Origin of the sequence: Actinosynnema pretiosum (assembly GCF_002354875.1) — a bacterium.
Taxonomy (GTDB): domain Bacteria; phylum Actinomycetota; class Actinomycetes; order Mycobacteriales; family Pseudonocardiaceae; genus Actinosynnema; species Actinosynnema auranticum.
In genome coordinates this window covers 5,061,301-5,086,013 of sequence record NZ_CP023445.1, presented here as the reverse complement: position 1 = coordinate 5,086,013, position 24,713 = coordinate 5,061,301, and the positions used below count along the sequence as shown (strand labels likewise).

20 protein-coding genes are annotated in these 24,713 nt (G+C 75.4%); 8 read left to right on the top strand and 12 right to left on the bottom strand.

What is annotated here, in order from left to right:
* Positions 1-234 precede the first annotated feature (234 nt).
* Positions 235-1,230, bottom strand: a complete 996-nt coding sequence (locus CNX65_RS21615; protein WP_096495397.1) for a helix-turn-helix domain-containing protein — start codon at positions 1,228-1,230, stop codon at positions 235-237.
* A gap of 147 nt (positions 1,231-1,377) precedes the next feature.
* Positions 1,378-2,340, bottom strand: coding sequence for a GlxA family transcriptional regulator (locus CNX65_RS21610; protein WP_096495396.1), 963 nt, complete (start codon positions 2,338-2,340; stop codon positions 1,378-1,380).
* Between the two features lie 96 nt (positions 2,341-2,436).
* On the opposite strand from CNX65_RS21610, the gene CNX65_RS21605 reads away from it, so the two are divergent.
* On the top strand, positions 2,437-3,129 hold the full coding sequence (locus CNX65_RS21605; protein ID WP_096495395.1) for a DJ-1/PfpI family protein: 693 nt from the start codon (positions 2,437-2,439) through the stop codon (positions 3,127-3,129).
* A gap of 42 nt (positions 3,130-3,171) precedes the next feature.
* Here the strand turns inward: CNX65_RS21605 and CNX65_RS21600 are convergent, their stop codons facing one another.
* From CNX65_RS21600 to CNX65_RS21585, 4 genes are all read right to left on the bottom strand, one after another.
* Complete coding sequence (locus CNX65_RS21600) at positions 3,172-4,305, bottom strand: HEAT repeat domain-containing protein (RefSeq protein WP_096495394.1); 1,134 nt, start codon at positions 4,303-4,305, stop codon at positions 3,172-3,174.
* Between the two features lie 351 nt (positions 4,306-4,656).
* Positions 4,657-5,832: an acyl-CoA dehydrogenase family protein gene (locus CNX65_RS21595; protein ID WP_096495393.1), complete on the bottom strand. Its 1,176-nt coding sequence runs from the start codon at positions 5,830-5,832 to the stop codon at positions 4,657-4,659.
* The gene (locus tag CNX65_RS21590; protein WP_096495392.1) at positions 5,829-7,043 is read right to left on the bottom strand and encodes an LLM class flavin-dependent oxidoreductase; all 1,215 of its coding nucleotides are present in this window, start codon (positions 7,041-7,043) and stop codon (positions 5,829-5,831) included. The genes CNX65_RS21595 and CNX65_RS21590 overlap by 4 nt, the downstream gene beginning before the upstream one ends.
* A gap of 92 nt (positions 7,044-7,135) precedes the next feature.
* Complete coding sequence (locus tag CNX65_RS21585; RefSeq protein ID WP_096495391.1) at positions 7,136-8,047, bottom strand: LysR family transcriptional regulator; 912 nt, start codon at positions 8,045-8,047, stop codon at positions 7,136-7,138.
* A 196-nt stretch (positions 8,048-8,243) separates the two neighbouring features.
* On the opposite strand from CNX65_RS21585, the gene CNX65_RS37245 reads away from it, so the two are divergent.
* On the top strand, positions 8,244-9,203 hold the full coding sequence (locus CNX65_RS37245) for a flavin reductase family protein (protein WP_232519943.1): 960 nt from the start codon (positions 8,244-8,246) through the stop codon (positions 9,201-9,203).
* Positions 9,204-9,220: 17 nt separating this feature from the next.
* Here CNX65_RS37245 and CNX65_RS21575 read toward each other — a convergent pair whose 3' ends face one another.
* The 5 genes from CNX65_RS21575 to CNX65_RS21555 form a co-directional block, all read right to left on the bottom strand.
* On the bottom strand, positions 9,221-12,388 hold the full coding sequence (locus CNX65_RS21575; protein ID WP_096495390.1) for a DUF4132 domain-containing protein: 3,168 nt from the start codon (positions 12,386-12,388) through the stop codon (positions 9,221-9,223).
* Between the two features lie 108 nt (positions 12,389-12,496).
* Entirely contained in the window at positions 12,497-13,282 is a 786-nt protein-coding gene (locus CNX65_RS21570; protein ID WP_096495389.1) for an alpha/beta fold hydrolase domain-containing protein, read from the bottom strand.
* 28 nt (positions 13,283-13,310) lie between these two features.
* Entirely contained in the window at positions 13,311-14,654 is a 1,344-nt protein-coding gene (locus CNX65_RS21565) for an FAD-binding oxidoreductase (RefSeq protein ID WP_096495388.1), read from the bottom strand.
* Positions 14,651-15,469, bottom strand: a complete 819-nt coding sequence (locus CNX65_RS21560) for a sulfurtransferase (protein ID WP_096495387.1) — start codon at positions 15,467-15,469, stop codon at positions 14,651-14,653. Before CNX65_RS21560 ends, CNX65_RS21565 begins: the two co-directional genes overlap by 4 nt.
* Before the next feature lie 158 nt (positions 15,470-15,627).
* The gene (locus tag CNX65_RS21555; RefSeq protein ID WP_157767771.1) at positions 15,628-16,566 is read right to left on the bottom strand and encodes an FRG domain-containing protein; all 939 of its coding nucleotides are present in this window, start codon (positions 16,564-16,566) and stop codon (positions 15,628-15,630) included.
* A 339-nt stretch (positions 16,567-16,905) separates the two neighbouring features.
* Between CNX65_RS21555 and CNX65_RS21550 the strand changes: the two genes are divergently transcribed.
* Complete coding sequence (locus CNX65_RS21550) at positions 16,906-17,751, top strand: NYN domain-containing protein (protein WP_096495385.1); 846 nt, start codon at positions 16,906-16,908, stop codon at positions 17,749-17,751.
* A 78-nt stretch (positions 17,752-17,829) separates the two neighbouring features.
* Here the strand turns inward: CNX65_RS21550 and CNX65_RS21545 are convergent, their stop codons facing one another.
* A complete protein-coding gene (locus CNX65_RS21545) occupies positions 17,830-18,201 on the bottom strand; it encodes a hypothetical protein (RefSeq protein ID WP_096495384.1) in 372 nt (123 codons plus the stop codon).
* A gap of 630 nt (positions 18,202-18,831) precedes the next feature.
* Between CNX65_RS21545 and CNX65_RS21540 the strand changes: the two genes are divergently transcribed.
* From CNX65_RS21540 to CNX65_RS21520, 5 genes are all read left to right on the top strand, one after another.
* The gene (locus CNX65_RS21540; RefSeq protein ID WP_232519942.1) at positions 18,832-19,569 is read left to right on the top strand and encodes a helix-turn-helix transcriptional regulator; all 738 of its coding nucleotides are present in this window, start codon (positions 18,832-18,834) and stop codon (positions 19,567-19,569) included.
* A 73-nt stretch (positions 19,570-19,642) separates the two neighbouring features.
* Positions 19,643-21,103 (top strand): aminotransferase class I/II-fold pyridoxal phosphate-dependent enzyme, encoded by a 1,461-nt coding sequence (locus CNX65_RS21535; RefSeq protein WP_096495382.1) that lies wholly within the window; start codon positions 19,643-19,645, stop codon positions 21,101-21,103.
* Between the two features lie 201 nt (positions 21,104-21,304).
* Positions 21,305-22,057 carry a GAF and ANTAR domain-containing protein gene (locus CNX65_RS21530; RefSeq protein ID WP_096495381.1) on the top strand — a complete coding sequence of 251 codons (753 nt, stop codon included), beginning with the start codon at positions 21,305-21,307 and terminating at the stop codon, positions 22,055-22,057.
* Between the two features lie 144 nt (positions 22,058-22,201).
* Positions 22,202-22,909, top strand: a complete 708-nt coding sequence (locus tag CNX65_RS21525) for a hypothetical protein (protein ID WP_096495380.1) — start codon at positions 22,202-22,204, stop codon at positions 22,907-22,909.
* A 503-nt stretch (positions 22,910-23,412) separates the two neighbouring features.
* A complete protein-coding gene (locus CNX65_RS21520) occupies positions 23,413-24,519 on the top strand; it encodes a S1 family peptidase (protein WP_096495379.1) in 1,107 nt (368 codons plus the stop codon).
* Positions 24,520-24,713: the final 194 nt, after the last annotated feature.

Sequence of the window (24,713 nt, the reverse complement as noted above, 5' to 3'; positions counted from 1 at the left end):
CGCCGCGGCCCGACCGGGGCGACCCCGCCCAGGGGCGGGTTCGAGCGGGCCGCCGACGGGCAGACCACGACCCCGCTCACGCCCGCCACCACGTCCGTCGACCGGCCCAGGCTGGAAGCCGCCTACCGCCAGGACCGCACCACGACGGCGAGCGCCAGCACCTGGGCCTGACCCGCCCCCCCCGCCCGGCCCGGTCCGCGGCGCTCGACCGGACCGGGCCGGGCGGGCGCCCCGTCACCGCCCCCGCAGCGTCCGCGACGGCGGTTCCCCGTGCGCCTCCCGGTAGTGCGTGCTGAACACCCCCGGCCTGCTGTACCCCCACCGCAGCGCCACCTCGGTCACCGTCGTGCTCCCCGGCTCCGCCGCCGCCAGCTGCGCCCGCGCCCCGTCCAGCCGCACCCGCCGCAGGTAGGCGGTCGGCGTGGTCCCCAGGTGCTTGCGGAACGCCAGCTGGATCGCGCGCGGCGTCACGTGCGCCGCCGCCGCGATCTCCGCCGCGCTCAGGTCCCGCTCCGCGTTGGCCTCGATGAACGCCACCGCCCTGCGCACCGTGCGCGGGTGCGCGTCGCGGCGGTCCGCCGCGCTCGGCCCGATCGGCGCGGTGGTCGGGAAGGCGTCCAGCACCGCCGCCGCCAGGTACCGGGTCGCGGCCCCCACCAGCAGCGGGCTCGCGGTCGCCCCCGGCGCGGCCAGCACGTCGTCCCGCACGTGGTCGATAACCTTCCGCAGGGTCGCCGCGGCCACCGCGTCGACCGGGCGGTGGTCCAGCAGCCGAACCTGCTCCTCGCCGCCGACGACCTGGTTCAGCAGCGCCGGGTCCAGCATGGTGATGCTGTACCCCGCCTGGCGGGCGCGCCCCTGGTACGGCCGGTCCGGCTGGGCGAACGAGAACAGGTCGCCCGGCCCGAACGTCCCGGCCTCCCGCCAGTCCTCCGCCCGGTGCCGGTCGATCACGCCGGTCCGGATGTCGCACAGGCAGATCTTGCCCAGCGGTTCCACGCTGTAGTTCATGTCGAACGTGAGCGCCACCTCGTCCGCGCTCACGGCGCCACCGGCCACCCTGGTGATGCGCGCCCCCGACCGCCCCGTCGAGCTGCCGATCCGCAGCGGCGCGTAGTGCTTGATCAGGAACTCCTCGGTGGTCTCCAGGTCGGTGCTGTCGAACACCACCTGACCCCCGTCACCCCCGTCCTCCCGCGAGCCCTCCGCCCGCCCGTGCCCCGCCTCCACCTGCGCCAACCTCCTCTCCGCGTCGCCCGGCCCGCGCCGGGACCGCACTGGAGAGGATGCCAAAACCGGGGTGCCCCTTGCGGATGCCGTCTCCCCACGAACGGGTGAGACGGACCGGGTGGGCAAGCGCTCTCCGCACCGGTCCGCTCACCCGCGCCCACCGCTGAACGAGCGCCGGTACTCGCGCGGCGTGGTGCGGGTGAACCGCCCGAAGTGGTGGCGGAACGTGCTCGGCGAGCGGAACCCCACCTCGCGCGCGATCCGGTCCACCGGCAGGTCGGTCACCTCCAGCAGCTCCTTCGCCCGGCGCACGCGGGTGCGCAGCAACCAGTGCACCGGGGTCGTGCCCACGCCCGCGGCGAACCGGCGGCTGAACGTGCGCGGGCTCATCGCCGCGTGCCTGGCCAGGTCCGCCAGCGTCAGGTCCTCCGCCAGGTGCTCCTCGGCCCAGCGCAGCGTCGCGGCCAGCTCGTCGGGGCGCGCGGGCGGGGTGTAGTCGATGAACTGCGACTGCCCGCCCTCCCGGCGCATCGGCGCGACCAGGTAGCGGGCGGTGGCCGCCGCGACCCCGGCGCCCAGGTCCAGCTCCACCAGGTGCAGGCACAGGTCCAGCGCGGCGGTCACCCCGGCCGCGCTGTACACGCCGTCCTGCCCGGTGAACAACCGGTCGGTCTCCAACCGCACGGCCGGGAAGCGGCGGGCGAACTCGTCGGCGAAGTGCCAGTGCGTGGTCGCCGGGCGCCCGTCCATCAGCCCGGTGGCCGCGACCGTGAACGCGCCGACGCACAGCGAGGCCACCCGCGCGCCGCGCTCGTGGGCGGCGAGCAGCAGGTCCCGCACCCGCGCCGGGGGAGGGTCGAGCGAGCCGCCCGTCGCCGGGACCACCACGGTGTCCGCGCCGTCGGCCCACGACCAGTCGTGCTCGGCGCGCACCGAGAACGACGGCGGCCCGGTCAGCGCCGCGCTCGGCGCCCACTCCCGGCTCCCCACCACGCCCACCCGGTAGGCCGGGGCTCCCCGCTTGAAGTTCGCGATCTCGAAGACCTGCACGGCCGTGGCCAGCTCGATCCCGACCACGTCGTCCTGCGCGAGTACCGCCACCCGGTGCATGGCGCGATCTTAGAACTCATTGGCGTTCACGCCGCTCACCCGAGCGGGCGGTCGCGGGCACGCTGAGGAGGTCCCGATCAACCAGGAGGTCACCCGATGTCCGCCGAACGGCCCGTCGTCGCGATGCTGCTCTACCCCGGTTTCACCCACCTCGACCTGATCGGCCCGCACGCGGTGTGGAGCCCGTGGGCGGAGATCCACCTGGTGTGGCGGACGCTCGACCCGGTCGCCACGGACAGCGGGCTCCAGGTGCTGCCCACCACCACGTTCGCCGACTGCCCGCGCGACGTGGACGTCCTGTTCGTCCCCGGCGGCACGGGCACCACCACCGCGCTGCTCGACCGGGAGGCCCTGGCGCTCACCGCCGAGCTGGGCGCGACCGCCCGCTACGTCACCTCGGTGTGCACCGGCTCGCTGGTGCTCGGCGGCGCGGGTCTGCTCGACGGCTACCGCGCGGGCACGCACTGGGCGTTCCGCGAGCTGCTGGCCCCGCTCGGCGCCGAGGCCGTGGCCGAGCGCGTGGTGACCGACCGCAACCGGATCACCGGCGGCGGGGTCACGGCGGGCATCGACTTCGGGCTCACCGTCCTGGCCGAGCTGCTGGGGGAGGAGCGGGCGCGGTTCACCCAGCTCGGCCTGGAGTACGACCCGGCCCCGCCGTTCGACTGCGGCAGCCCGGAGAAGGCCGGTCCCGAGCTGGTGGCCCAGGTGCGCGGGGCCTTCGTCGGGGAGAACGGGAAGATGGAGGACGCCGTGGCGGCGCTGGCCGCCGCGCGCTCGGGCGCCTGAGCGGGGTCCGGGTCGGGCGGCCCGCGCCGGGCCGCCCGCTCGTCACCCCATCGCCGTCAGGGCCGCGTCGCAGGCCCGCAGCAGCGCCAGGTCGCGGGGGACCTGGTCGCTGCTCCACGCGTTCGGCATCGCCGTGTGCCTGCGCGCCTGCCCCGACTCCTCGCGCAGCAGCGGTCCGGCGGACGCCGCGCGGGGTCCCAGTTCCGCGAAGCAGCGGGCCACGTCCGTCCGCGCGTGCCGGTTCCCCGCCCACACCCGGCAGAGCACGTCGACGTGCGCCTCACCCGCCACCCGCCACAGCGCCCGCGCCGCGTGCAGCTCCACCCACGCGGTCCCCTTGCCGCGCAGCACCTCCCGCAGCGCCGGGCGCGCGGACCGCGCCACGGGCCCGAGCTCGGCCAGCGCCTCCGCCGCCTCGCGCACGCGGTGCTGGTCGGCCCCGGTCAGGTGGCGCAGCAGCACCGGCAGCACCGGCCCGGCGTCCGCCGTCACGCGCCACAGCGCGCCCGCCGCCCAGAGCGGGCGCGGGTCCCGCAGGCGCGCGCGGAGCAGCGGGACGAGGTCCGCCGCGACCGATCCGCAAGCGCCGATCAGACCACCGATGCCCCCTGGCGGCTCGGGCCGCTCCAGCGCCCGCCGCAGCGCCGGGAGCGCGCGCTCGTCCCGCAGCCCCCCGAGAGCCCGCAGCACCGGACCCAGGGACGGCTCACCGAGCGGCTCGGCCTCCAGCGCGCGGGCCAGCGCGTCCGCTGCGGGCGCGACCAGCTCGCCCCAGTGCTTCCACGACCTTCGCCGCCCGTGCGGCCGTCGCGGGGTCATCCAGCCGGTCCCCGACCAGCGCGACCAGCTCGCGGTAGTCACCGCGCCAACCGGACACCAGCACCGACGCGGGCCCCAGCGCGTCCGCACGCGCCCCCGGCGCGGGGACCGCAGCAACGAGGTCAGCAGCCCGGTCCGCTCGGCCACCCGGTCGTCCAGCGCCGCGCTCAGGTCCCTGACCAGATCCGCCCGGTGCGGGAACCCGCCCTCGCGCAGCGCGCCGACCAGCGTGCCGGTGGAGAACCCTGCGGGTGGCTCGGGGCGCGCGTCGGCGTCGTAGAGCGCCAGCAGCGGCGACGCGAGGTCGGCGGGCGAGCTGGGCCAGCGCCGAGGCGGCCTGGACCGGTACGGCCCCACCGGTCAGGCCGGCCAGCCACGCCACGACCCCGGCCCGGAGCCCCGGCGGCCACGGCCTCCAGCAGGAACGGGATCGTCGCGACCGTGCACTCGTGCACGTCGCCCCGGTGGTGCACCGCCCCGCACATCCCGTCCAGCGCGGTCTCCCGCACCGCCGGGTCCGCGTCCACCAGACCCCGCAGCAGGTCCGGCACCTCGATCGCGGGACCGCAGGCGTGCTCCACCGCCGCCCGGCCGATCTCGTCCACACCCTCGAACACGTGCGGATTCCCCCTGCGCGCCAGGGAACCCGCCGGGAAGGCCGGGTTCCGGGCCGCGGTAACCGGCACCCCCGACAGAAATGCCGCGCCGCTAGCCCGGAGCCCCGTGGCCCAGCACCCGCCGTCCGGCCGCCAGCAGCGCCGCGTCCTCCTGCGGCGGGTGCACGCGCACGCACAGCACGTCCCGCAGGTGCCGCTCCAGCGGGTTCCGCCGGGACAGCGCCGGGTTCCCCAGCGCGGCCACCGCCGTCTGCACCGCCGCGACCACGGCCCGCGCGATCGACGCCTTGATCACCGGCAGCTGCGGCAGCACCGACTCGTCCCCGGCCTCGATCCGCAGCAACGCGCCGTGCAGCAGCGTCTCCGCCACCGCGACCTGCGCCTCGACCTCCCCGGCCACCACCTGGATGCGCTCGGTCGTCGCGATCGGCCTCCCCAGCCCCGCAGGGACCCGCGCGCGGGCGAAGTCCACGAACGCCGCGCGCGCCGCCCGCGCCACCCCCACGTACAGCGCCGAGTGCGCGAACCCGCCCGGCCCGGTGGTCGCGGCCGGATCGCGGTAGCGGCCGTCCGCGCCGCGCGGGATCTCCACGAACGCCTCCTCCGGCAGCTCGACGTCCCGGTACACCACGTCGTGCGTGTTGGAGGCCCGCAACCCCAGGTGGTCCCACGTCTCGACCCACTCGATGCCCGGCAGGTCCGCCGCGACCAGCGCGTGCCCGACCCTCGGCGGCTCGACCCCCGGCTCCTGCGCGACCACCCACACCACGTGGCACACCAGCGCAGAACCCCCGGTGGCGTAAGCCTTCCGGCCGTTCAGCACCCACCCCGACGTGGTGCGCCGCAGCGTCGTCGCGGGCAGCCCGCCGCGCGCGGGCGCGCCCAGCTCCGGCTCGGCCCGCACCGCGTTCACCGGCGCGGGCCCGCGCGCCGACCGCTCCAGCACGTCCGCGTACAGCTTCTGCGGCCAGTGCGGGCGCGCGGCCTCGGAGGCGTGCGCCACCAGGGTGTTCGCCGCGATCAGCGCCACCGAAGGATCACCCTCGCCCAGCGCGGTCAGCACCCGCGCCACGTCCCGGTGCCCCAGCTCCGGACCGCCGTGCCGCCGCGCCACCGACGCGGTCAGCAACCCCGCCCGGTGCGCGACCTCCAAGCCCCGCACCGGGATCGCGCCGCTGCGGTCGTACTCCTCGGCGGTCGCCGCGACCTCCGCCGTCACCGCCGCGAGCGCGCCCTCCGACAGGTCGGGCGCCGGGAACCCCGTCACCGCCCCGCCTCCGCGAACCGCCGGTAGTCCTCGCCGTAGTTGCCCAGGTGCTCGGCCTGGAGCTTCCCGCGCGTGCCGGTCGCCTCGCGGTGCGCGAGTTCCTGGCGCACCAGGGGAAGCACGTGCTCGCCGTAGTCCACCGCGTCCGCGAGCGTGTCGTACCCCCGGATGCTCACCAGGTCCGCGCCCCGGTCCACGTAGTCCAGGATCGCCGCCGCCACCGTCTCGGGCGAGCCGACCAGCGCCGTCGACGCCCCCGCCGCGTTCGTCACCGCCGCCGTCCTGGTCCACAGCGCCCGGTCGTACAGCTCGGACCGCTCGGCGAACGACAGCGCCCGCTGCGACCCCACGTTCTGCGGCGCGTCCCGGTGGTGACTCTGCTTGCCGTACGCGGACTTCGCGAACGTCTCGCCGATCCTCGCCACGTACTCGTGCGCCTTGCGCCACGCCAGTTCGTCCGTCTCGGCGACGATCGGCCGGAACGTCACCCAGATCCTCGGCAACGTCGTGCGCCCGGCGGCGCGCGCGATCGCGTGCACTCGCTCGATCTCGCCGCGCAGGTCGTCCAGCGGCTCGCCCCAGAAGCTGAACACGTCCGCCTGCTCGCCGCCCACCTGGAACGCCTGGTCGGACTGGCCGCCGATGGAGATCGGGATCGTCTCGCCGTGCGGGGCGAAACCGGGGCCGAAGTCGTCGAACCGGTAGAACTCGCCCTCGTGGCTGAACGGCGCCCGCTCGCCCCACGCCCGCCGCAGCAGGTCGATGTACTCGGCGGTGCGCGCGTAGCGGCGGTCCTTCGGCAGGTAGTCGCCCTGCCTGGCCTGCTCGGCGTCGCTGCCGCCGGAGATCAGGTGCACCACCGCCCTGCCCTCGGTGAGCTGGTCCAGCGTCGCCAGCTTCTGCGCCGCCACCAGGGGGAACGTGGTGTTCGGGCGCAGCGCCACGATCGGCTTGATCCGCTCGGTGAGCTGGCCGACCGCCGAGGCCACGACGAACGAGTCGGCGCTGTTCGAGCCGTAGGGCAGCAGCGTGTAGTCGTAGCCGCCGTCCTCCAGCGCCCGCACGTACTTCCGGAAGTAGCCGAGGTCGATCCCCCTGGTGGGAACCGGGTTCAGCTCGGTGGACGGGTTCAGGTGCGAGAGGCTGATGAACTCGACCCCCCGCGCCGCGGTGTCGGGGATCTGCTGGGTGAAGACGGGTGCGCTGGTCACGTCCCCGAACGTATGGGCCGGTCTCGGCGGGCGTCCAAGACAAGAGCGCGATGGGTTCCGATAGTGCCGCGTTATGGCCCCCGGCAAGAAGATCACGCGCCCTGCGCCGCCGCCGTGCCGTGCGCGCCCGCGCCGGGCACGAGCTGCAAGTGGGGCCGCTGCGCGAAGAAGTCCACGCCCGCGCTCAGCGCCGCCCGCTCCACGTCCGCGTCCAGCCCGCGCCGCGACACCATGCGCAGGTGCGTCGTGCCCGCCTCCGGCAGGTCCGAGCACACCACGAGCCCCTGCGGGCGCGACCCGGCGTTGGGCAGCAGCGCCACCCCCAACCCGGCCCTGACCCCGGCCAGCACCCCCTCCAGCGTCGTGGACTGCGCGGTCACCCGCACCTGGTGCCCCTCGCCGGTCAGCACGGACAGCGCCCGCTCCCGCAACCCGCACGGCTCCTCGAACGCGACCAGCGGCCACGTCCCGCTCGCGCCGTCCGGCTGCCACCCGCGCGCCGCGTACCACACCAGCGGCAGCCGCCCCACCAGGTGACCGGGCCCCTGGCCGCCGGGGTCGAGCACGAACGCGAAGTCCACCGCGCCCCTGTGCACCGACTCGGCCAGCTGCGTGGACCGCCCGATCTCGAACCGCGTCGAGCAGTCCGGGAACGCCTCCCGCAACGCCCTGATCATCTCCGGCAGCACCTGGCCCGCGCTGTGCTCGGTCGACCCGACCACGATGGTCCGCTCCGGCCGCGCCTCCAGCCTGCGCAGCGACGCGTCGTGCACCTCGATGATCCGCCTCGCCTCGGCCAGCACGCGCTCGCCCTCGTGCGTGAACCGCATGTTCCGGCCGTCCCGCTCGAACAGCTTGCGCTTGAGGCCGCGCTCCAGCAGCCGCACGTGCTGGCTGAGCGCGGGCTGGCTGATGTGCCTGACCGCAGCCGCCTTGCCGAACCCACCGCACTCGGCGATCGCGACCAGTGTCCGCAGGTGTTCGAGGTCGAGTGAGTTCGCCATGCCCCCGATTAGAGCCGACCCCGGTGGCCGCGGGGCGCCGCTGCCGGCATGTGGGACTCGTCCGCGCCACCCCTTGACCGGGATCGATCCATCGCACTCCCGCATGGGAAGCGATCGAGGAACGCTCTTGGACGCGGCGCGCCGGCGAGGGCGAGGGTGGGGTGGACCGCGGGTCGGAACCGGGGAGGGGAGCGCCATGGGGCACGAGGTCGCACGTGAACGGGCGGCGGTGCTGGAGGCGGTGCGCGGAGCGGGTTCGGACCGGACGGCGCTGCCGGGCGCGGTGCGCGGGGCGGGCCTGGACCCGGCGCGGTTGCGGGCGGCGTTCGGCGCGTTCCCGAGCGGTGTGGTGGCGGTGGCGGCCGAGGTCGACGGCGGGCTCGTGGGCCTGTGCGCGAGCTCGTTCACGTCGGTCTCCCTCGACCCGCCGCTGGTGTCGTTCTCGATCGCCACGGGTTCCCGCACGTGGCCGTCGCTGCGCGGGGCCGCCCGGATCGGCGTGACCGTGCTGGCCGACCACCACGGCCCGGTGGCCCGGCAGCTCGCCGGTCCCGCCGAGGGCCGCTTCACCGGGCTGGACGCGGTGGTGGGGGAGGGCGGCGCGGTCACCCTGCCCGACGGGGTGGCGTGGTTCGAGGCGTCCCCGGAGCGCGGGGTGGAGGCGGGCGACCACACGATCGTCCTGCTGCGCCTGCACTCCGCCGCGCACACCCCCGGAACCCCGCTGGTGTTCCACCGCAGCGGTTTCGGCCTGCGCGCCGGGGAGCGCGGCTTCGCCGCTCCGCAGGATCCGGGCACGTCCACAACCCCCGGCGCCCGACCGCCGCTCCGCCCGCTGAGCGAGTGCGACGACGTCTACGACGTGCTGCGGGACGTGCAGGCCAGACCCAGCACGTGGGTCCGGTCGCTGCGCGAGCTGGAAACCGCGCTGTGGGGGTACGGCGTGGCCCTGCAGGTGCACGGCATCGCCGAACCGCACCCCTTCGGCGGCAGCCGCGCGTTCTCCGACTGGCTGCGGGAGCGGTTCGGCTGGGCCCTGGAACGCGGTTGGGCGCGCGCCATCGAGGAGCACGCGGGCGACGAGGAGCCGCTCGACGTGTTCTTCCGGCTCGCCGAGGAGCACCGGCGGGAGCGGCTGCCCGAGCCGCCCGCCTGACCCGCGCGCCCGGCCGGTCAGCGCGCCAGGGTCCCGCCCACGTCCGACAGCAGCTCCGACACCAGCACCGGGTCCAGCCCGCCGAACGGCGGGTCGCCCGGATCGCGGCCCGGACCACCGGTCGCCGACAGGCGCAGCTCGCCCAGCAGCAGGTGCGGCAGGTGCTCGAAGGACGAGAACGGCAACCCCCGGTCCAGGTCCAGCAGCACCCAGCGCTCCTCGTCCAGGCGCCTGCGCAGCCACGGCGGCGCGGACGGCGCGGCGGAGCCGTCCCGGCTCCAGCCCTTGCCGATCAGCCCCAGCAGCCTGCCCGGAGCGGCCTTCTCCCCGGCGAAGCGCGACAGCGCCGACCCCGCCCGCTCGCCCTCGGTGAGCGCCGCCCACGGCCTGCCCAGCTGCGGGAACGGCTGCACCACCTCGTAGTCGGCGAACAGCTCCGACCACGCCGGGATCGCCCCACCCAGGTGCAGCGGGTGCGCGAGGCCGATCACGGCGTCGTCGGCGAGCTCCACCAGCGCGTCCGACACGTCGGCCGCCGTGCGGTCCTCCGCCAGGCGGAACGGCCTCGGCCCGTCCTCGGCGAACACCGCCCACACCAGCCGCAGCGCCAGGTGCGACAGCAGCGGGTGGGTGGTGAACAGCGCGCGGAACTCGGCCCCGCGCCACCGCCTCCCCTCCACCATCGCCCGCTCCAGCCGCTTGGCCTGCTCGCCGGCGACCTTCGTGATCTCCTTGCGCAGCGACGAGAACCGGGAGCGCGCGGCGGCGGCCAGCTCCGGGTCGTCGGTCGCGGCCGGGGGCGGCGCGCTCTTGCGGCGCCCGCCGTCCGGGAGGACCACCAGCGGCGTCAGGGTGCGGTCGAACTCGACCGGGAAGGAGCGCGGCCCGTAGTCCAGGACCACCCCCGCGCCGATCCCGCAGTCGGGGACCAGCCGGTCGGCCAGCTGCTCCGGGTCCAGCCCCGCGCCTGCGGCGGCGCGGGCGACCGCCTCCGCGGCCCGCTCCCGCAGCCCCTTGGTGGAACCCTTGCGCGCCAACAGGTCCACGGCCCGCAGCGCGGTGTCCGTGCCGATCGCGCCGAGCGCGTCCAGCCCGGTCGCCGCCCGCTGGGACGCGCCCTCGCCCGGCCAGCGGTCGATCAGCCCGGCCAGTTCGCGCGCGGTCTCGTCGTCGCCGATCGCGCCCTGCGCGGTCAGCGCCCAGCCACCCGCGGGCAGCGCGCCCTCGGCCAGCCAGGCGCGCAGCACCGCCCGGCCGAACGCCGCCAGCGACGCCGGGTCGCACACCTCGCGCACCGGGACCAGCCCGGCGCGCCGGGCGCGCTCGTCGGGAACGGCCAGCACCGCCAGCAGGTTCGCCACCGCCGCGGTCGGCAGCGCGGGACCGCCGTCGCGCCGCAGCACGGGCGGCAGGGCGAGCGGGTCCGCCCACTCCGGCGTCGACGGCCGGGTGCGCGGCAGCAGCGCCAGCGGGTCGCGGTCGAACAGCGCGCGCACCCCGGCCTCCGCCTCCGGCCCGTACTCGGCCGCCGCGGCCAGCACCGCCTCCTCGCCGAGGTCGTCCGCGACCAGCCGCAACGCCCGCTCGGCGGCCCGGCGCGGCGCCTCCCGCGCCCCCAGCGCGGCCGGGACCAGCGGGCGCGCCGCCTCCACGCCGTGCCGGGCGAAGTAGGCCGCCGCCGGGCCGCGCATGGACCTGAGCCGGTCGCCCCACTCGGCGAACAGCGTCGCGATCGCCGCGCTCACCAGCGGGACCGCCACCTCGTGCGCGCGATCGCGCCGGGTCGCCCCGACGTGCGCGACCACGCCCGCCGCGTCCACCCCGAACCGGGCGACCAGCCGCAAGCCCCAGACCCAGAAGCCGTCCGCGTTCTCCGGCCGCCACGCCGCGACCACCGGCCGGGCCAGCTCCTCGGGCGCGAGCAGCAGCACCGGGTGCCCGGCCTGACCGTCGTTCGCGCGCGCCACCCCGTCCAGCGCCCGCGACCAGTCGGCGGGCTCGACCGGGTCGGTGGGCAGGGAGAACAGCTCCTGCTCCAGCCACTCCTCGCGCTCACCCGGCCGCCACACCACGCCGGGCCGGTCGATCGGCGCCAACCCCGGCACCACGACCTGCTCGACCACCGGGGCGACCTCCCGCGGCGGGTCGACCAGCGGGCGCGGCAACCGCGCAGGCTCCTCGGCGCGCGCCTGCGGCAGCGGGTCGGCGGGCGCGGGCGGCAGCTCCGCCGGGGCCAACCGCGCGGCGCGCTCGGGGAAGCGCCTCACCGCGTCCCGCAGCGGTTTCACGCCCAGCGGCCCCTGCCCGGCCAGGACGGTGAACGCCTCGTCCAGCGGGAACTCCGCGACCAGCCCGAGCACCCGCTTGCGGGCCGCCGCGGGCAGCCGGGGCAGCCACCGCACGAGCGTGGGCAGCACGCCCTCGGGCCCCACCGCGTCGACCAGGGTCGGCAGCACCCAGGACGGCGCCACCACCCCCTCGACGGGGCAGCGGTCCACCAGCGCCTCCAACCACTCCCGGTCGCCGACCGAGCCCAGGAACAACCAGGGCGTGATGAACGCGGACCTGAGGCCCGACAGCTCCTCGAACAGCGGCCCGACCCAGCCGGTCTCGGTGGGCAGCAGGAACGCGGCCAGGGTGCGGCCCCTGAGCGTGCCCCGGTGCGCGGCCACCCGCTCGACCACCGCCGCGTGCTCGGCGTCCGAGGCGGCGGCCAGCGCGTGCCGCACGCGGGCCAGCGGCCGGTGCCCCGCCCAGCTCCACTCGACGGCCTCGGTGTCGAACCGGTCGGTCAGCGCCCCGTCGCGGTCGACCCGGTGCAGCGCGGAGCACAGCGCCGCCTCGGCGGCGAACACCACCCCGTGCTCGGCGACCCAGGCGTCCACGAAGCAGGCGGTCTCCTCGGCCTGCCACGTCCCCGAGGCGTGCTCCACGACCCGGTGGGCGATCCCGGCGCCGACCGGGCCGGGGTCGGCGAGGTGCTCCTCCAGGGCGCCCGCGAGCGCGACGCCGCGCCCGTCCTCGGCGAGCGACTCGCGCGCGGCGGCGATCAGCCCGCGCACCCGCTCGGCGGCGTCGGGCGTCAGGGCGCGCCCCGCGCGCCCGTCACCCCGGCGCGGCAGGACCTGCCGCGCCTGCGCCCCGCCCATCACGTAGACGTCCTCCGAGGACACCCGCCCACCCATGCCAGACCCCCTGCGACCCGATACCGGGACGATAGCGGCGGGCACCGACGATTTCGGGGTTTTCGCAGGTCCCGGCCGTTGCGGAGGGTGACCGGGCGGACGCCGGGCCTACCTGGCCCCTCGGGGCACCTCGGTGGTCTCGGCCTCCGGGAGGCCGGGGCCGAGGCGCAGGCGCTCCAGGAAGCGGACCACCAGGGCGGCGGCGGTGCGGTGGGTCCGGTCGTTCAGCACGTCGTGCGCGGTGCCCGCGATGCCCACCAGCTCGCCGTCCGGGAGCCGGGAGAACCAGTCGCGGGAGGCGTCCGCGCCGGTCAGGGGGTCGTCCGCGCCGCGCAGGCCCAGGACCGGGACCACCACGTCCTCGGGCGCGGCCCGCTCCGCCCAGTCCGGGGGAGGCGCGGTCCGCAGGCTGCCCCGGTGCAGCGCGGTCCCGTCGGAGAGGCGGGCGCGGTGGGCGGGGCAGGCGGTGCGGGCGTCCAGCTCGGACTCCCAGTCGGCGGTCCGCCCGTCTACCGGTTCCCCGACCCGGTCCCCACCCCGCTCCCCGCCATGGCCCTCGCCCCGGTCCCCGACCGGCAGCCCGGCCAGCACCGCGCCGTCCGCCGCGACCGCGCCCTCGGCCAGCAGCAGCGCCGCGAACAGCGCGCCCGCGTCCGAGCCGAGCAGCACGTGCGGCCTCGGCGCGTCCTCCTCGTCGCCCAGCACCGCCTTCACCTCCGCCGCGACCCCGGCCGGGTCGAGCGCCGGGTCGGCGGTGATCCGCACGCGGTAGGCGTCCGCGGCCAGGCGCGCGCCCAGCCGCTCGTACACGGCGGCGCCCTCACCCCGTCCCGGCAGCACCACGACGGTGCCGCGCGGGCCCAGGTGGGCGGGGTTGTCGTACGAGGTGGTCATGCTCTGCTCCCCAGGTCGTGGTGCGTCATCAGCCGATGGCCTTGCCGGGGTTCAGGACGCCCGCCGGGTCGAACACCGCTTTGATCCGCCGGTGCAGCTCCAGCACCGGCTCGCCCAGCTCCGCCGCCAACCAGGGCCGCTTGAGGGCGCCGACGCCGTGCTCGCCGGTGAGCGTGCCGCCCACCGCCAGCGCCTGCTCGAAGATCGCCGCGACCGCGCGCCCCACCCGCTCCGGCGGCGCGCTGTCGGCCAGCACGATCGGGTGCAGGTTGCCGTCGCCGACGTGCGCGAACACGAAGATCCGCACCCCGGTCGCCTCGGCGATGCCCCCGATCGCCCGGATCGTCTCGGCGATCCGGCTCCTGGGCACCGCGACGTCCTCGATCAGCACCCGCCCGTGCCGCTCGATCGCGGGCAGCGCGGCCCGCCGGGTGGCCACCAGGCGGGCGGCGACCTCGGGGTCGGTGGTGGTCTCCAGCGCGGTGGCGAGCGGCCGGACCACCCGCGCCGCCTCCGCCAGCTCCTGCTCCGCGCCGAAGCCGTCGGTCTGGAGCAGCAGGAACACCTCGCCCCTGCGGTGCAGGTCACCGCCCTGCGCCTGGTCGATGGCGCGCAGCGTCGGCCCGTCCAGCAGCTCGGCGGTGGACGGCCGGACGCCCGCGCGCTGCAGCGCGGTCACCGCCGCGACGGCGTCCTCGGCGGTCGCGAAGAACGCGCTGGCGGTGGCCGTGCGCACCGGCAGCGGCGAGAGCCGCAGCGTCGCCCCGACCACCACCCCGAGCGTGCCCTCGGACCCGACGACCAGCCCGGTCAGGTCGTACCCGGTGACCCCCTTGACCGTGCGCCGCCCGGTGCTGACCAGCGACCCGTCGCCGAGCACCACGTCGAGCCCGAGCACCGCGTCGCGGGTCACCCCGTGCTTGACGCACCGCAGCCCGCCCGCGTTGGTGGCGATGTTGCCGCCGATCGTGGAGAACGCGGCGCTCGCCGGGTCGGGCGCGTACCGCAGCCCGTGCGCGGCGGCGGCGGCGTCCAGGTCGGCGGTGACGACACCGGGTTCCACGACCGCCAGCGCCTCGTCCGGCCGCAGCTCGGTGATCCGGTCAAGGCCGGACAGGTCGAGCACGATGCTCCCGTCGCCCGCGAGCGCGCCACCCGCGACCCCGGACCCCGCGCCCCTGGGCACGACCGGGACGCCGTGCGCGGCGGCGTGCGCGACGGTCCGCTGGACCTCCGCGACGGACTGGGCGAACACGACCAGCCGGGGCGTCCCGATCGGGGCGCTCCCCGAGCGGTCGGTGGACGCGCGCGCCAGCTCGGCGGGGTCGGTCGACCAGGAGGAGAGCCCGCCGGTCAACCCGTCCAGGCTCACGCCCCCACCTCGACCGGCCGGTCGGGGTCCGAGGACCACTGGGACCACGAGCCGGGGTACAGGGCGGCGTCGATCCCGGCGATGGCCAGGGCGGCGACGGTGTGCGCGGCGGTGACGCCGGACCCGCAGTACACCGCGACCGGCGTCCCCGACGTCACGCCGAGCGCCGCGAACCGCCGTCCCAGCTCCGAGGCGGGCAGGAAGGTCCCGTCCGGCGCGAGGTTCTCCCCGGTGGGCGCGCTGACCGCGCCGGGAACGTGCCCGGCCCTGGGATCGACCGGCTCGACCTCGCCCCGGTACCGCTCACCGGCGCGGGCGTCCAGCAGCACCCCGCGCGCGGGCCAGGTGGCCGCCTCGTCGGTGGTGACGCGCGCCAACCGGTTCCCGGAGACCACCACGTCCCCCGGAGCCGGGACGACGTCCCCGCTCTCCACCGGGAACCCGCCCGCGACCCACGCGCCGAGCCCGCCGTCGAGCAGCCGCACGTCAACCCCGGCGTCGCGCAGCACCCACCAGGCGCGGGCGGCGGCGAGGTTGCCGGAGTCGTCGTAGACGACGACCCGGTCGCCGCCGTTCACGCCCCACCCGCGCAAGGCGGTCTGCAGCGCCTCCTCGCCGGGCAGCGGATGCCGCCCGTCACCGGGCCCGCGCGGTCCGGCGAGGTGCGCCTCCAGGTCGACGTGCACGGCGCCCGGCAGGTGGGCGCTGAGGTAGGCGGGCCGCCCGTCCGGAGCGCCGAGCGCCCACCGGACGTCGAACACCCGGAACTCGGGGAACCGCTGGTGCAGCTCGGTTGCGGAGATGATGACCGTCACGCCCCGGATGCTAAGCGCGCCAAGGCATCGGGCACCGCAAGGAAATTCTTATGGGTACCGATGGGAAACTCCGCCCGGTCCGGTCGTGCTGTGGTGGCGGGGACCGGGTGCTTGGTTGTGCCGCAACGACTTCGAGGGTCGCCCGGCGGTCGTGGCGCTCAGTCGAGTCGCCCGCTGGACCACGCTTCCTTGAACCCGTCCACGTCGGGGAACAGCACGCGCCGCCGACGGTTGTAGGTCCTCTTGAGCGGATCCCTGAGCGTGAGCTTGACGTGGTAGGGGATGACGATCGCGCAAAAAGGGAGGGCGAACGGCGCTTCTGCAGGCTTGTCAAATTCAAGCAAATTCGCCAGATTTTCCCTGCCGGATTCCGGGCCGATCGGGTTGAACCCGAACACCCCTGGTGTCGTGTGCTTTTCCGGAACCGCGCTGCCGATGAAGTAACCTTCCTGCGCCCTCATGCGGTCGTCGGGCAGTGCGGGGAACGCGCGGAACATCGTGTTGTCTTTTGCGGATCTGAGCAGAGCTTTTTCGTACAGGGCAGTGATGGGGTTCCGTCTGCTTTTTCGCGTCTGAGAGCCGTGCTTGAACGTCTCGTGCCACCTGGTGTCGGTGACTTCGATGGCGAACAGCACTCCGGAGTCGGGTCTGTCCTCGCACTGCCCGTGTTCCGCTGTGGCGAACCACAGTGCGGTCATCGGGTTGGCCGTGACGTCGATCAGTCGAGTCGGCACGCTGTGGTGCTGCAGAACGGCGAGCATGTGCAGGTCGGTCGCCGATGAGCCGAGGTCTCTTCCCAGGCCCCAGTCGCGCGCCTCTTTGATGATCTTCCTTTCTTCGGCGCGCAGGCTCTTCTCGGTGACTTCCTTGCTCTCTTTGGCTGCTTTCCTGTAGAGGGAAGACCTCAAGGGCCAATTTGCGTTGTTCTGACCGCGCCACGCGTAGATTCGGTTCGGTGCGAGCAGGGCGATGTTGCTAATGATGCTGAACAGATGCCGTGCGCTTTTGGCTTCTACGCCTGAGCCGTGTTCCAACCAATTGTCAAATTTTGGTGCCGTCATGAGGTTAACGGTATCCGGTGACTGGGGGAACTTCATCGTGATACATGAGTAAAATGCACGAAAGAGTGACTTGTGGTGTCGTTCCGCAATCGTGCGGACACAAATCGTGTCGTTGCGCCTCTGTTGTTTGGCTCGTTCGAACGGGGTGAGCCGCTCCTGCCGCTCGCCGACCCGGCGTTCGGAGCACGGGGAGAGGACGCCGCCGCACGGGGGCGGCTGGCCACCCTGGCGGGCCCGTCGATGACGTGGTTGGTCTGATCGCTGTTGGAAGCGCCGGCGCGCTGCCCAGGGGGCCACCTCGGCGATCCTGCGATGGCGCCCAGCCCTCACCCGCATCCCGCTGATTCCAGTCGACCGGTCGGATAAAATCGCGCCGTGGGTGAGAGCGTGCGCATCGGGGTGTTCTACGACGGGACGTGGTTCGCCTACCTCAGCGACTTCTACGCCACCACCCACCCCCGCCGCGCCCGCATCTCCCTCGACGGCTTCCACGACGCGCTGCGCTGGCACGTCCACCTCGCCGAGGGCGTGCCGCTGCACGACTGCGTGATCCGCGAGGCCCACTACGTGCGGGGCCGCATCGAGACGCCCGCCACCGGGTTCGACGAGGCGCTCGCCCTCGCGGGCATCACCCGCCACGACCTTCCGCTGCACGGCGGCAAGGAGAAGGGCGTCGACGTCCACCTCGCCCTGGAGACCTGGGACCGCGCCGTCACCGCCGGGCTGCGCTGGGTCGTCCTGGTCACCGGCGACGCCGACTTCACCCCGCTCGTCGCCCGCCTGGTCAAGCGCGGCGTCCGGGTGCTCGTGCCCGTCGCCGACCCCCGGCGCGCCCCGCAGAAGTGGCCGGAGAACGGCCCGCGCACCGCCTCCCCGCTGCGCGCCAACGCCACCGACACCCCCGGCTTCGACGCCCTGTTCGCCCCCGCCGACCAGGGCGACTACCCGCTGCGCTCACCGTTCACCCGCACGACCACCCCCGTCGCCCCGTCGGGCGGGGCGCCGCGCGGCCGTCGCTACGGGCGGATCACCGGCTGGCGCGACGACCAGCCCCACGGCTTCATCACCGACACCCGAGGCGGCTCCTGGTACGCCTCGCGCGACGACCTGCCGGGCGGCGCGCCGATGCTGCCGGTGGGCACGCAGGTGTCCTTCACCGGCTCACCCGCGCCGGGGCCGGGGCGGAAGTACCCGCGCGCGCAGGCGATCGAGCTGGCCTGACGCGGGCTGGGCGCGAGCGGCGAGCACCGATCGGGGCAGCGCTGCCACGAGCCGGTCGAACCGCGCGCCCGCGCCGTCTCACGGCAGCACCGCCGCGAACAGCCCGACCACGTGCGCGGGCACGTCCTCCCGCAGCACCGAGTCCTCGAAGTGGCCCGTGCCGTCCGCGAACGCGTACGAGTCCAGGCCGCCCTCGGCGTGCGCGTCGAACCACTCCTCGCCGAGCTCGAACTCCACGTGCAGCATGTCACCCGCCGTGACGGTGATCACCAGATCGCGCAACCGGGGGTCCAACCCGGACACCTCGGCCCGCCACGCCGCCACCACGGCCTCGATCTCCGCGCCCCGCTCCCGCGCCAACCGCTCCGCCCACCGCCGCCGCGCCTCCCGCTCGCGCTCGACCCGCGCCTCCCGCCCGGCCCGCCACGCCGCCCAGCGCGCGCGGATCACCCGAGCCCCCCGGCTTTCCGGTCGCCCGCCGAACGTTCGCCCGGCCAGGGGAATCCGGCTGCGCCCGCCACCCGGACCGGACCGCCGCGCCCCGTCACGCCCACCACCACGTCCCCGTCCCGTCGTCGGTCCGCGCGGACCCCGCCCGCTCGGAACCCGCTCGGACCGGGAACGCACCCAGATCCGCCGGAACCGGCCGCGCCGAGCGGGGGAGCGCGTCCACACCGGAACGACCCCCGCGCGTCATTCGCATGACCCGCCCCGCGCCCCACCCCCACCCGCCCCCCAATCCCGCGTCGACGCCCCCGGCGAACCCCCTCCGGGAATGCCGGTGATCGTCACCCAGCGTCCCCTGTGGAACGTCTGCCGAGGTCGGACGCCCGTTGCCGATTTCGATGCGTGATCGCAGGTCGGCGGTGACCTGCCCGGCGGATATCGGGGCGGGGATTCGGCTAGCCTGGGTGGCGCGCACGGCTTGGCGGTTCACCCGGCTGCCGGGTTTTTTGTCACAAAATGTATTCGCACGCTTTCGGACTGTTCCTTGTCTTACCGCAGGGGGAGAGACGTCAGGGGGAGGGACCTATGCGGGAAGTGGCCGCTGAAGGGCGCTTCGACGGGTGGGAACAGCTGGTGGGTCTCCGGGTCGTCGGCGTCGGGGCGGCCTCGCGCGAGGCCCGCGACCTCAGCATGAAGGAGTGGGAGACGCTCGGCGTCGGGCTCGGGATGCCGGTGCTGCGCGCCCGCGTGGACAACCCCGAGGTCCCCTACGGCGGGTTCATGGAGGCCATCAACCCGGCCTCCGGCGAGCACGGTGAGATGCTGCGCAAGCTGTTCCGCAAGCTCGACGAGCGCGGCTGGGCGCGGATCATGCTCGGGTTGACCGAGGAGGACGTGCAGCGCGTGGTCCGCGCGGCGCTGGTCATCGTCGGCGGCGAAACCGGCGTGGTGCTGGCGCTCGACGACGTGCACCACGCCGACGCGCGCACCATAGGGCTCCTGGAGTACCTGGCGGACAGCGCCGCGCGCGTCCTGCTGGTGCTCGGCCACGACCCGCTCAACGGCAGCCCCCGGCTGGCCGCGCTGCTGGCCAAGACCCGCAACCCGGACGCGACCGAGCGGCTCGCCCGGATCTTCGAGCTGCCGCCCGACCGCGCGGGCTACCGGCTCACCCGCCGCGAGGCGACGGTGCTGGAGGGCGTGGCGCAGGGCCTGACCGACGACACCATCGCCGACCGGCTCGCCATCTCGCCGCGCACCGTGCACCGGCGGCTGCGGCACGTCTCGCGCAAGCTCGGCACCGAGACCGAGGACCGCGAAGAGGTCGTCGAGCTGGCCAAGTCCGCGGGGCTGCTGCCCGGCGAGGACTGAGCGGGGCGCGGGCGGGCGGGGTTCACCCGCCCGGTCGTGTTTCGACGCCTCCTCTCGGGGCACACGTCGGGTCATGGATCACGGACGGGCACCGGTGCTGGAGGCGATCGAGCGGTACCACGAGCGGGGGCACCTCCCGTTCATCCCACCAGGGCACAAGCAGGGGCGGGGCGTGGACCCGCGCGTGCTCGACGTGCTCGGCGCGGACGTCTTCCGCTCCGACATCATCCTGATGAACGGCATCGACGACCGCCTGATGTCACAGGGCGTGCTCGCCGACGCCCAGCGGCTCATGGCCGACGCCGTCGACGCCGACCACGCGTTCTTCTCCACCTGCGGCAGCTCGCTGTCCGTGAAGACCTGCCTGATCACCGTCGCCCGACCGGGGCAGCGGATGCTCGTCTCGCGCAACGCGCACAAGTCCGTCATCGCCGGGCTGATCATCAGCGGCGTCGACCCGGTGTGGGTGCACCCGCGCTGGGACGCCCGCTGGGAGTGGGCCTACCCGCCCGGCGCGGACGCCGTCGCCGAGGCCCTCGACCGCGCCCCCGACGCCGCCGGGATGCTGCTGATCACCCCCACCGACTACGGGACGTGCGCCGACATCCGATCGGTGGCCGACCTGTGCCACGACCGGGGGAAGACGCTGGTCGTGGACGAGGCGTGGGGCGCGCACCTGCCGTTCCACCCCGACCTGCCCGCCTGGGCCATGGACGCGGGCGCCGACCTGTGCGTGACCAGCGTGCACAAGATGGGCGCCGGCCTGGAGCAGGGCTCCGTCTACCACCTCAGGGGCGACCGGGTGGACCCCGACGTGCTGCGGATGCGCGCCGACCTGCTCGACACCACCAGCCCGTCCGCGTTGGTCCACGCCGGGCTCGACGGCTGGCGGCGGCAGATGGTCGAGCACGGCCGCGAGCTGCTCGACCGCGCCCTCGAGCTCGGCGCCGACGTCCGCGAGCGCCTGGCGGACGCGGTCACCGTCGTCGGCCGCGACGACGTCGTCGGACCGGGCAGGGCCGACGACCACGACCCGCTCAAGATCGTGCTCGACCTCGCCGGGCTCGGCATCTCCGGCTACACCGCCAACGAGTGGCTGCGCGAGCACCACCGCGTCGACGTCGGCCTGTCCGACCACCGCAGGATCGCCGCGCAGATCACCGTCGCCGACGACCGGGACACGGTCGACCGCCTCGTCGCCGCCGTCACCGACCTCGCCGCGCACGCCCCCGACCTGCCCCGCGCGGCCCGCGTCGACGTCCCCGACCCCGGAGAGCTGGAGCTGGAGCAGGCGGTGCTGCCGCGCGAGGCGTTCTTCGCCGACGCCGAGCACGTGCCGCTGGAGCGCGCGGTCGGCCGGGTGTGCGCCGAGACGATCAGCCCGTACCCGCCGGGCGTGCCCGCCGCGCTGCCCGGTGAGGTGATCACCCAGCCGGTGGTGGACTACCTGCGCAGCGGCCGGGAGGCGGGCATGTACCTGCCGGACCCGACCGACTCGGACCTGGAGACCGTGCGGGTCGTGGCCCGGCCCTGAGCCGCAGTCCGGAGCCGCAGTCCTGAACCGCAATCCCGAACGGCAGTCCCGAACCGCAGCCCCGAGCCACGCCCCCGATCTGGCCGGGTGGTCGAGCCGGGTGGCCGGTGGCGCGCTCGGTTCCGGGGGGCCTGCCACCGGGGTAGGGTCGGTGCGACGGCCGGTGGCGCGGTGCCCGGCCACTGTGGCCGAGGAGGACCGATGCACCGGGACGGCGCTGGCCTGCTGCCCGACGAGGGGACCGAGCTGCTGCTCAAGCAGCTCGACGGGGTCACCAGGACCCTGCTGGACGTGCGCACCGCCGCCGAGGCGCTGGGCAAGATCGTGGACGCGGCGACGCAGGTCATCCCCGGCGCGGACCTGGCCAGCATCACCCTGCGCGCCCCGGACGGCTCCCTCTCCAGCCCCGTCGAGACCGACCCGGTCGCGACCGCGCTGGACGAGGCCCAGTACCGGGACGGGCGGGGGCCGTGCGTGGACACCGCGCGGCCGGACGGCCCCGGTTACGCCGAGAGCGGCGACCTGCGCGCCGAGCCCAGGTGGCCCGGCTTCGCCGCCGAGGCCGTGCGGCTCGGCTACCACTGCGTGCTCGCCACCGAGCTGCTGCCGTCCGAGGGCGCGGTGTCCGGCGCGCTCAACGTGTACTCGCGCGAGCCCGACGCGCTCACCGCCGACGACCGGCACGCCGCGCTCCTGCTCGCCACGCACGCCTCGCTCGCCCTCGCGCACGCCCACGCCGCCGAGGCCGCCGACCTCCAGCAGGCCCAGCTGCGGCGGGCCGTGGACAGCCGGGACGTCATCGGGCAGGCCAAGGGCATCCTGATGACCCGGCGCGGGATCAGCGCCGACGAGGCGTTCGCGCTGCTGCGGCGCACCTCGCAGGACCTGAACGTGAAGCTGGTCGACCTGGCCAGGACCCTCGCGGACCGGCGCGACCAGCTCGACCGGGGGTGACCCGCCGGTGACCGTCCGCGCTCGCCCCGCGCACCCGCGCTGACCAGGCGGGAGACCAATCCCGCAAACCGCTGCCGCGGGCGGCGCGCGGCGTCTACCGTCGTCCGGTCGGGCTGTCCGGCGCGCGCGGGCGGAGGAGGGGCGATGGCCGATCCGGGCCAGTTCTTCAGCAGGTACGGGGAGCAGTTCGCCAGGGGGCAGCGCGCCGAGGGCGCGGACGGCGAGCCGGTCGCGACCTTCCGGGTCGTGGTGAGCAGCGCGGACGGCCAGATCGCGGTGACCGTGGACGACTCGGGGCACCTGGTCGACCTGAAGCTGGGCGAGTCGCTGCGCCACCACGACGGCGCTGCGGTGGCGGCGGAGGTGCTGCGGCTGCTCCAGGCGGTGCGGGCCACGAGCGACGTCGTGCCGGAGCGCGCGAAGCCGTCCGCGCAGGCCAGGGCGGAGGCGGAGCGGTTCTCCGGGCAGGTGCTGGAGCCCGCCGCCGAACCCGCGGTCGAGCCAGCGCGTGGCCCGGCGGTCGAACCGGTGCGCGGGCGGGCGCCCGCCCCCGCGCCCGAGCCGCCGGCCGACCCGTTCCGCGACGGCGACCACCCGCGCCCCGCGGGCCACCTCCGCCCGGCCGACCCGCCCCGCACGGGCGGCCACCTGCGTCCCGTCGAGCAGCCCCTGCCGGTCGAGCCCGCCCGCCCCGGCGGCCACCACCGCCCAGCCGACCCGCACCGCCAGGCCGAGCCGAGGCACACCGAACCCCGCAGGCCAGAGCCCCGCCGGGAACCGCGGGCTGCCGAGGACGGCGCGCCGAGGATGCCCCTGTTCCCGCCGCCCGCCACCCCCAGGCGCAATCCCTAGACCCCGCTCGGGCTTTTTCGTCCGACGTCGGATAAATCACGAGCACAACGCACGGGGAATTCCCCGGCCGGCCGCCGCCCGCCCGGACCGCGAGACCCTCGGACGCCCCCGTTCGCCGCCCGCGCCCACCTCCCGCCCAGGTCGGCCACCCACCCTCACCCCGTCCACCTGCGCCGATCTCCTCCGCGCCCCCCTGCCCCCGCAGGTCGGCACGCGGTGCTCCGTTCAGCGGCGGGTGGTTAGTAGGGTTTTGAAATCGGTGTTCCGGGTGCTTCCTGCGGCGATTACGGAACGTGCGTCGAACATCCGGCTGTGACACGTTTTAACCCTAATCGGACCATTGTGTAACAGCTTCGCCCATTCCTAGTCTCGCCCTCGGAGGGTGGTCCGGAAGAGCGACACCCGAACGGGTAAGTCGATCATTCGCCGCCCCGGTCCTGGAATGCCCGGACAGCCGGTCCTGCACCCGGCCGCCCGGTCCCTGCATCCGAGGAGAAGACAACATGACCGCACGGAAAGTCGCCCGCACCTCGGGCGTCGTCCTCGCCGCCGCCGCGCTGGCGATCCTGAACGGGATGCCCGGCTCGGCGCAGCCCGCCTCCACCGACTCCGCCCCCGCGTTCGAGGCCGCCCACCCCGGCCTGGTCAGCGCGATGCAGCGCGACCTCGGCCTGGACGCGGCCGAGGCGCGGACCCTCATGGTCAAGCAGGACGCGGCCACCGCCACCGAGGACTCGCTGCGCACCAGCCTCGGCTCGTCCTTCGCGGGCGCCTGGTTCGACATCTCCACGGCCAAGCTCACCGTCGCCGTGACCGACGCGGCCGACGCCGCCGAGGTCGAGGCCGCGGGCGCGGAGGCCACCGTGGTCGCCCGCAGCGCCGCCCAGCTCGACGCCAAGGTCGCGCAGCTCAACGCGGTCGAGAAGTCCGCCCCGGCCTCGGTCACCGGCTGGTACGCCGACAGCAAGACCAATTCCGTGGTCGTCACCGCGCTGCCCGGCAAGACCGCCGAGGCCGCCGCGTTCGCGGGCTCGGACGTGCGCGTCGTCGAGGCCGACGCCCCGACCACGTTCGCGAACATCAAGGGCGGCGACGCCTACAACATCGGCTCGTCCCGCTGCTCGGCGGGCCTGTCGGTGACCACCGGCTTCGTCACGGCGGGCCACTGCCAGGCGCTGACCGGCGGCGGCGCGCTCTCGCGCAACGGCACCTCGCTCGGCACCTGGGGCGGCTCCTCGTTCCCCGGCAACGACTACGCCTACGTGCGCACCAACTCCAACTGGACCCCGCAGGGCCTGGTCGGCAGCGTCCGCGTCGTCGGCACCACCGTCGCGGCCCAGGGCGCGGCCATCTGCAAGTCCGGCTCCACCACCGGCTGGACCTGCGGCACCCGCGGCGCGGCCAACCAGACCGTCCGCTACGCCGAGGGCACGGTGACCGGCCTGACCGCCTCGAACGTGCTCTGCCAGGCCGGTGACTCCGGCGGCGGCTTCATCACCAGCGCCGGCCAGGGCCAGGGCGTGGTCTCCGGTGGCAACACCGCGACCTGCTACTACAACCCGCTCGGCGAGATCCTGTCGGCCTACGGGCTGACCATCGTCCGGGGCTGACCCGGCGAGCTGAACCACCCCTCCGGTTCCCCGGCGCGGCCAGTCCGCGCCGGGGAACCGGCGTGTCCGGGGTCGGGGAGACCCCTCACGAGCCCCCTGGAAAGCCGCCGCGACGCCGCCCGCCCCGCCCGTGCGGACCGTTCGCCGCCCGAACGTCTATGCTCCGGTCGGCCACCGCGGCGAGTGACGTCGGC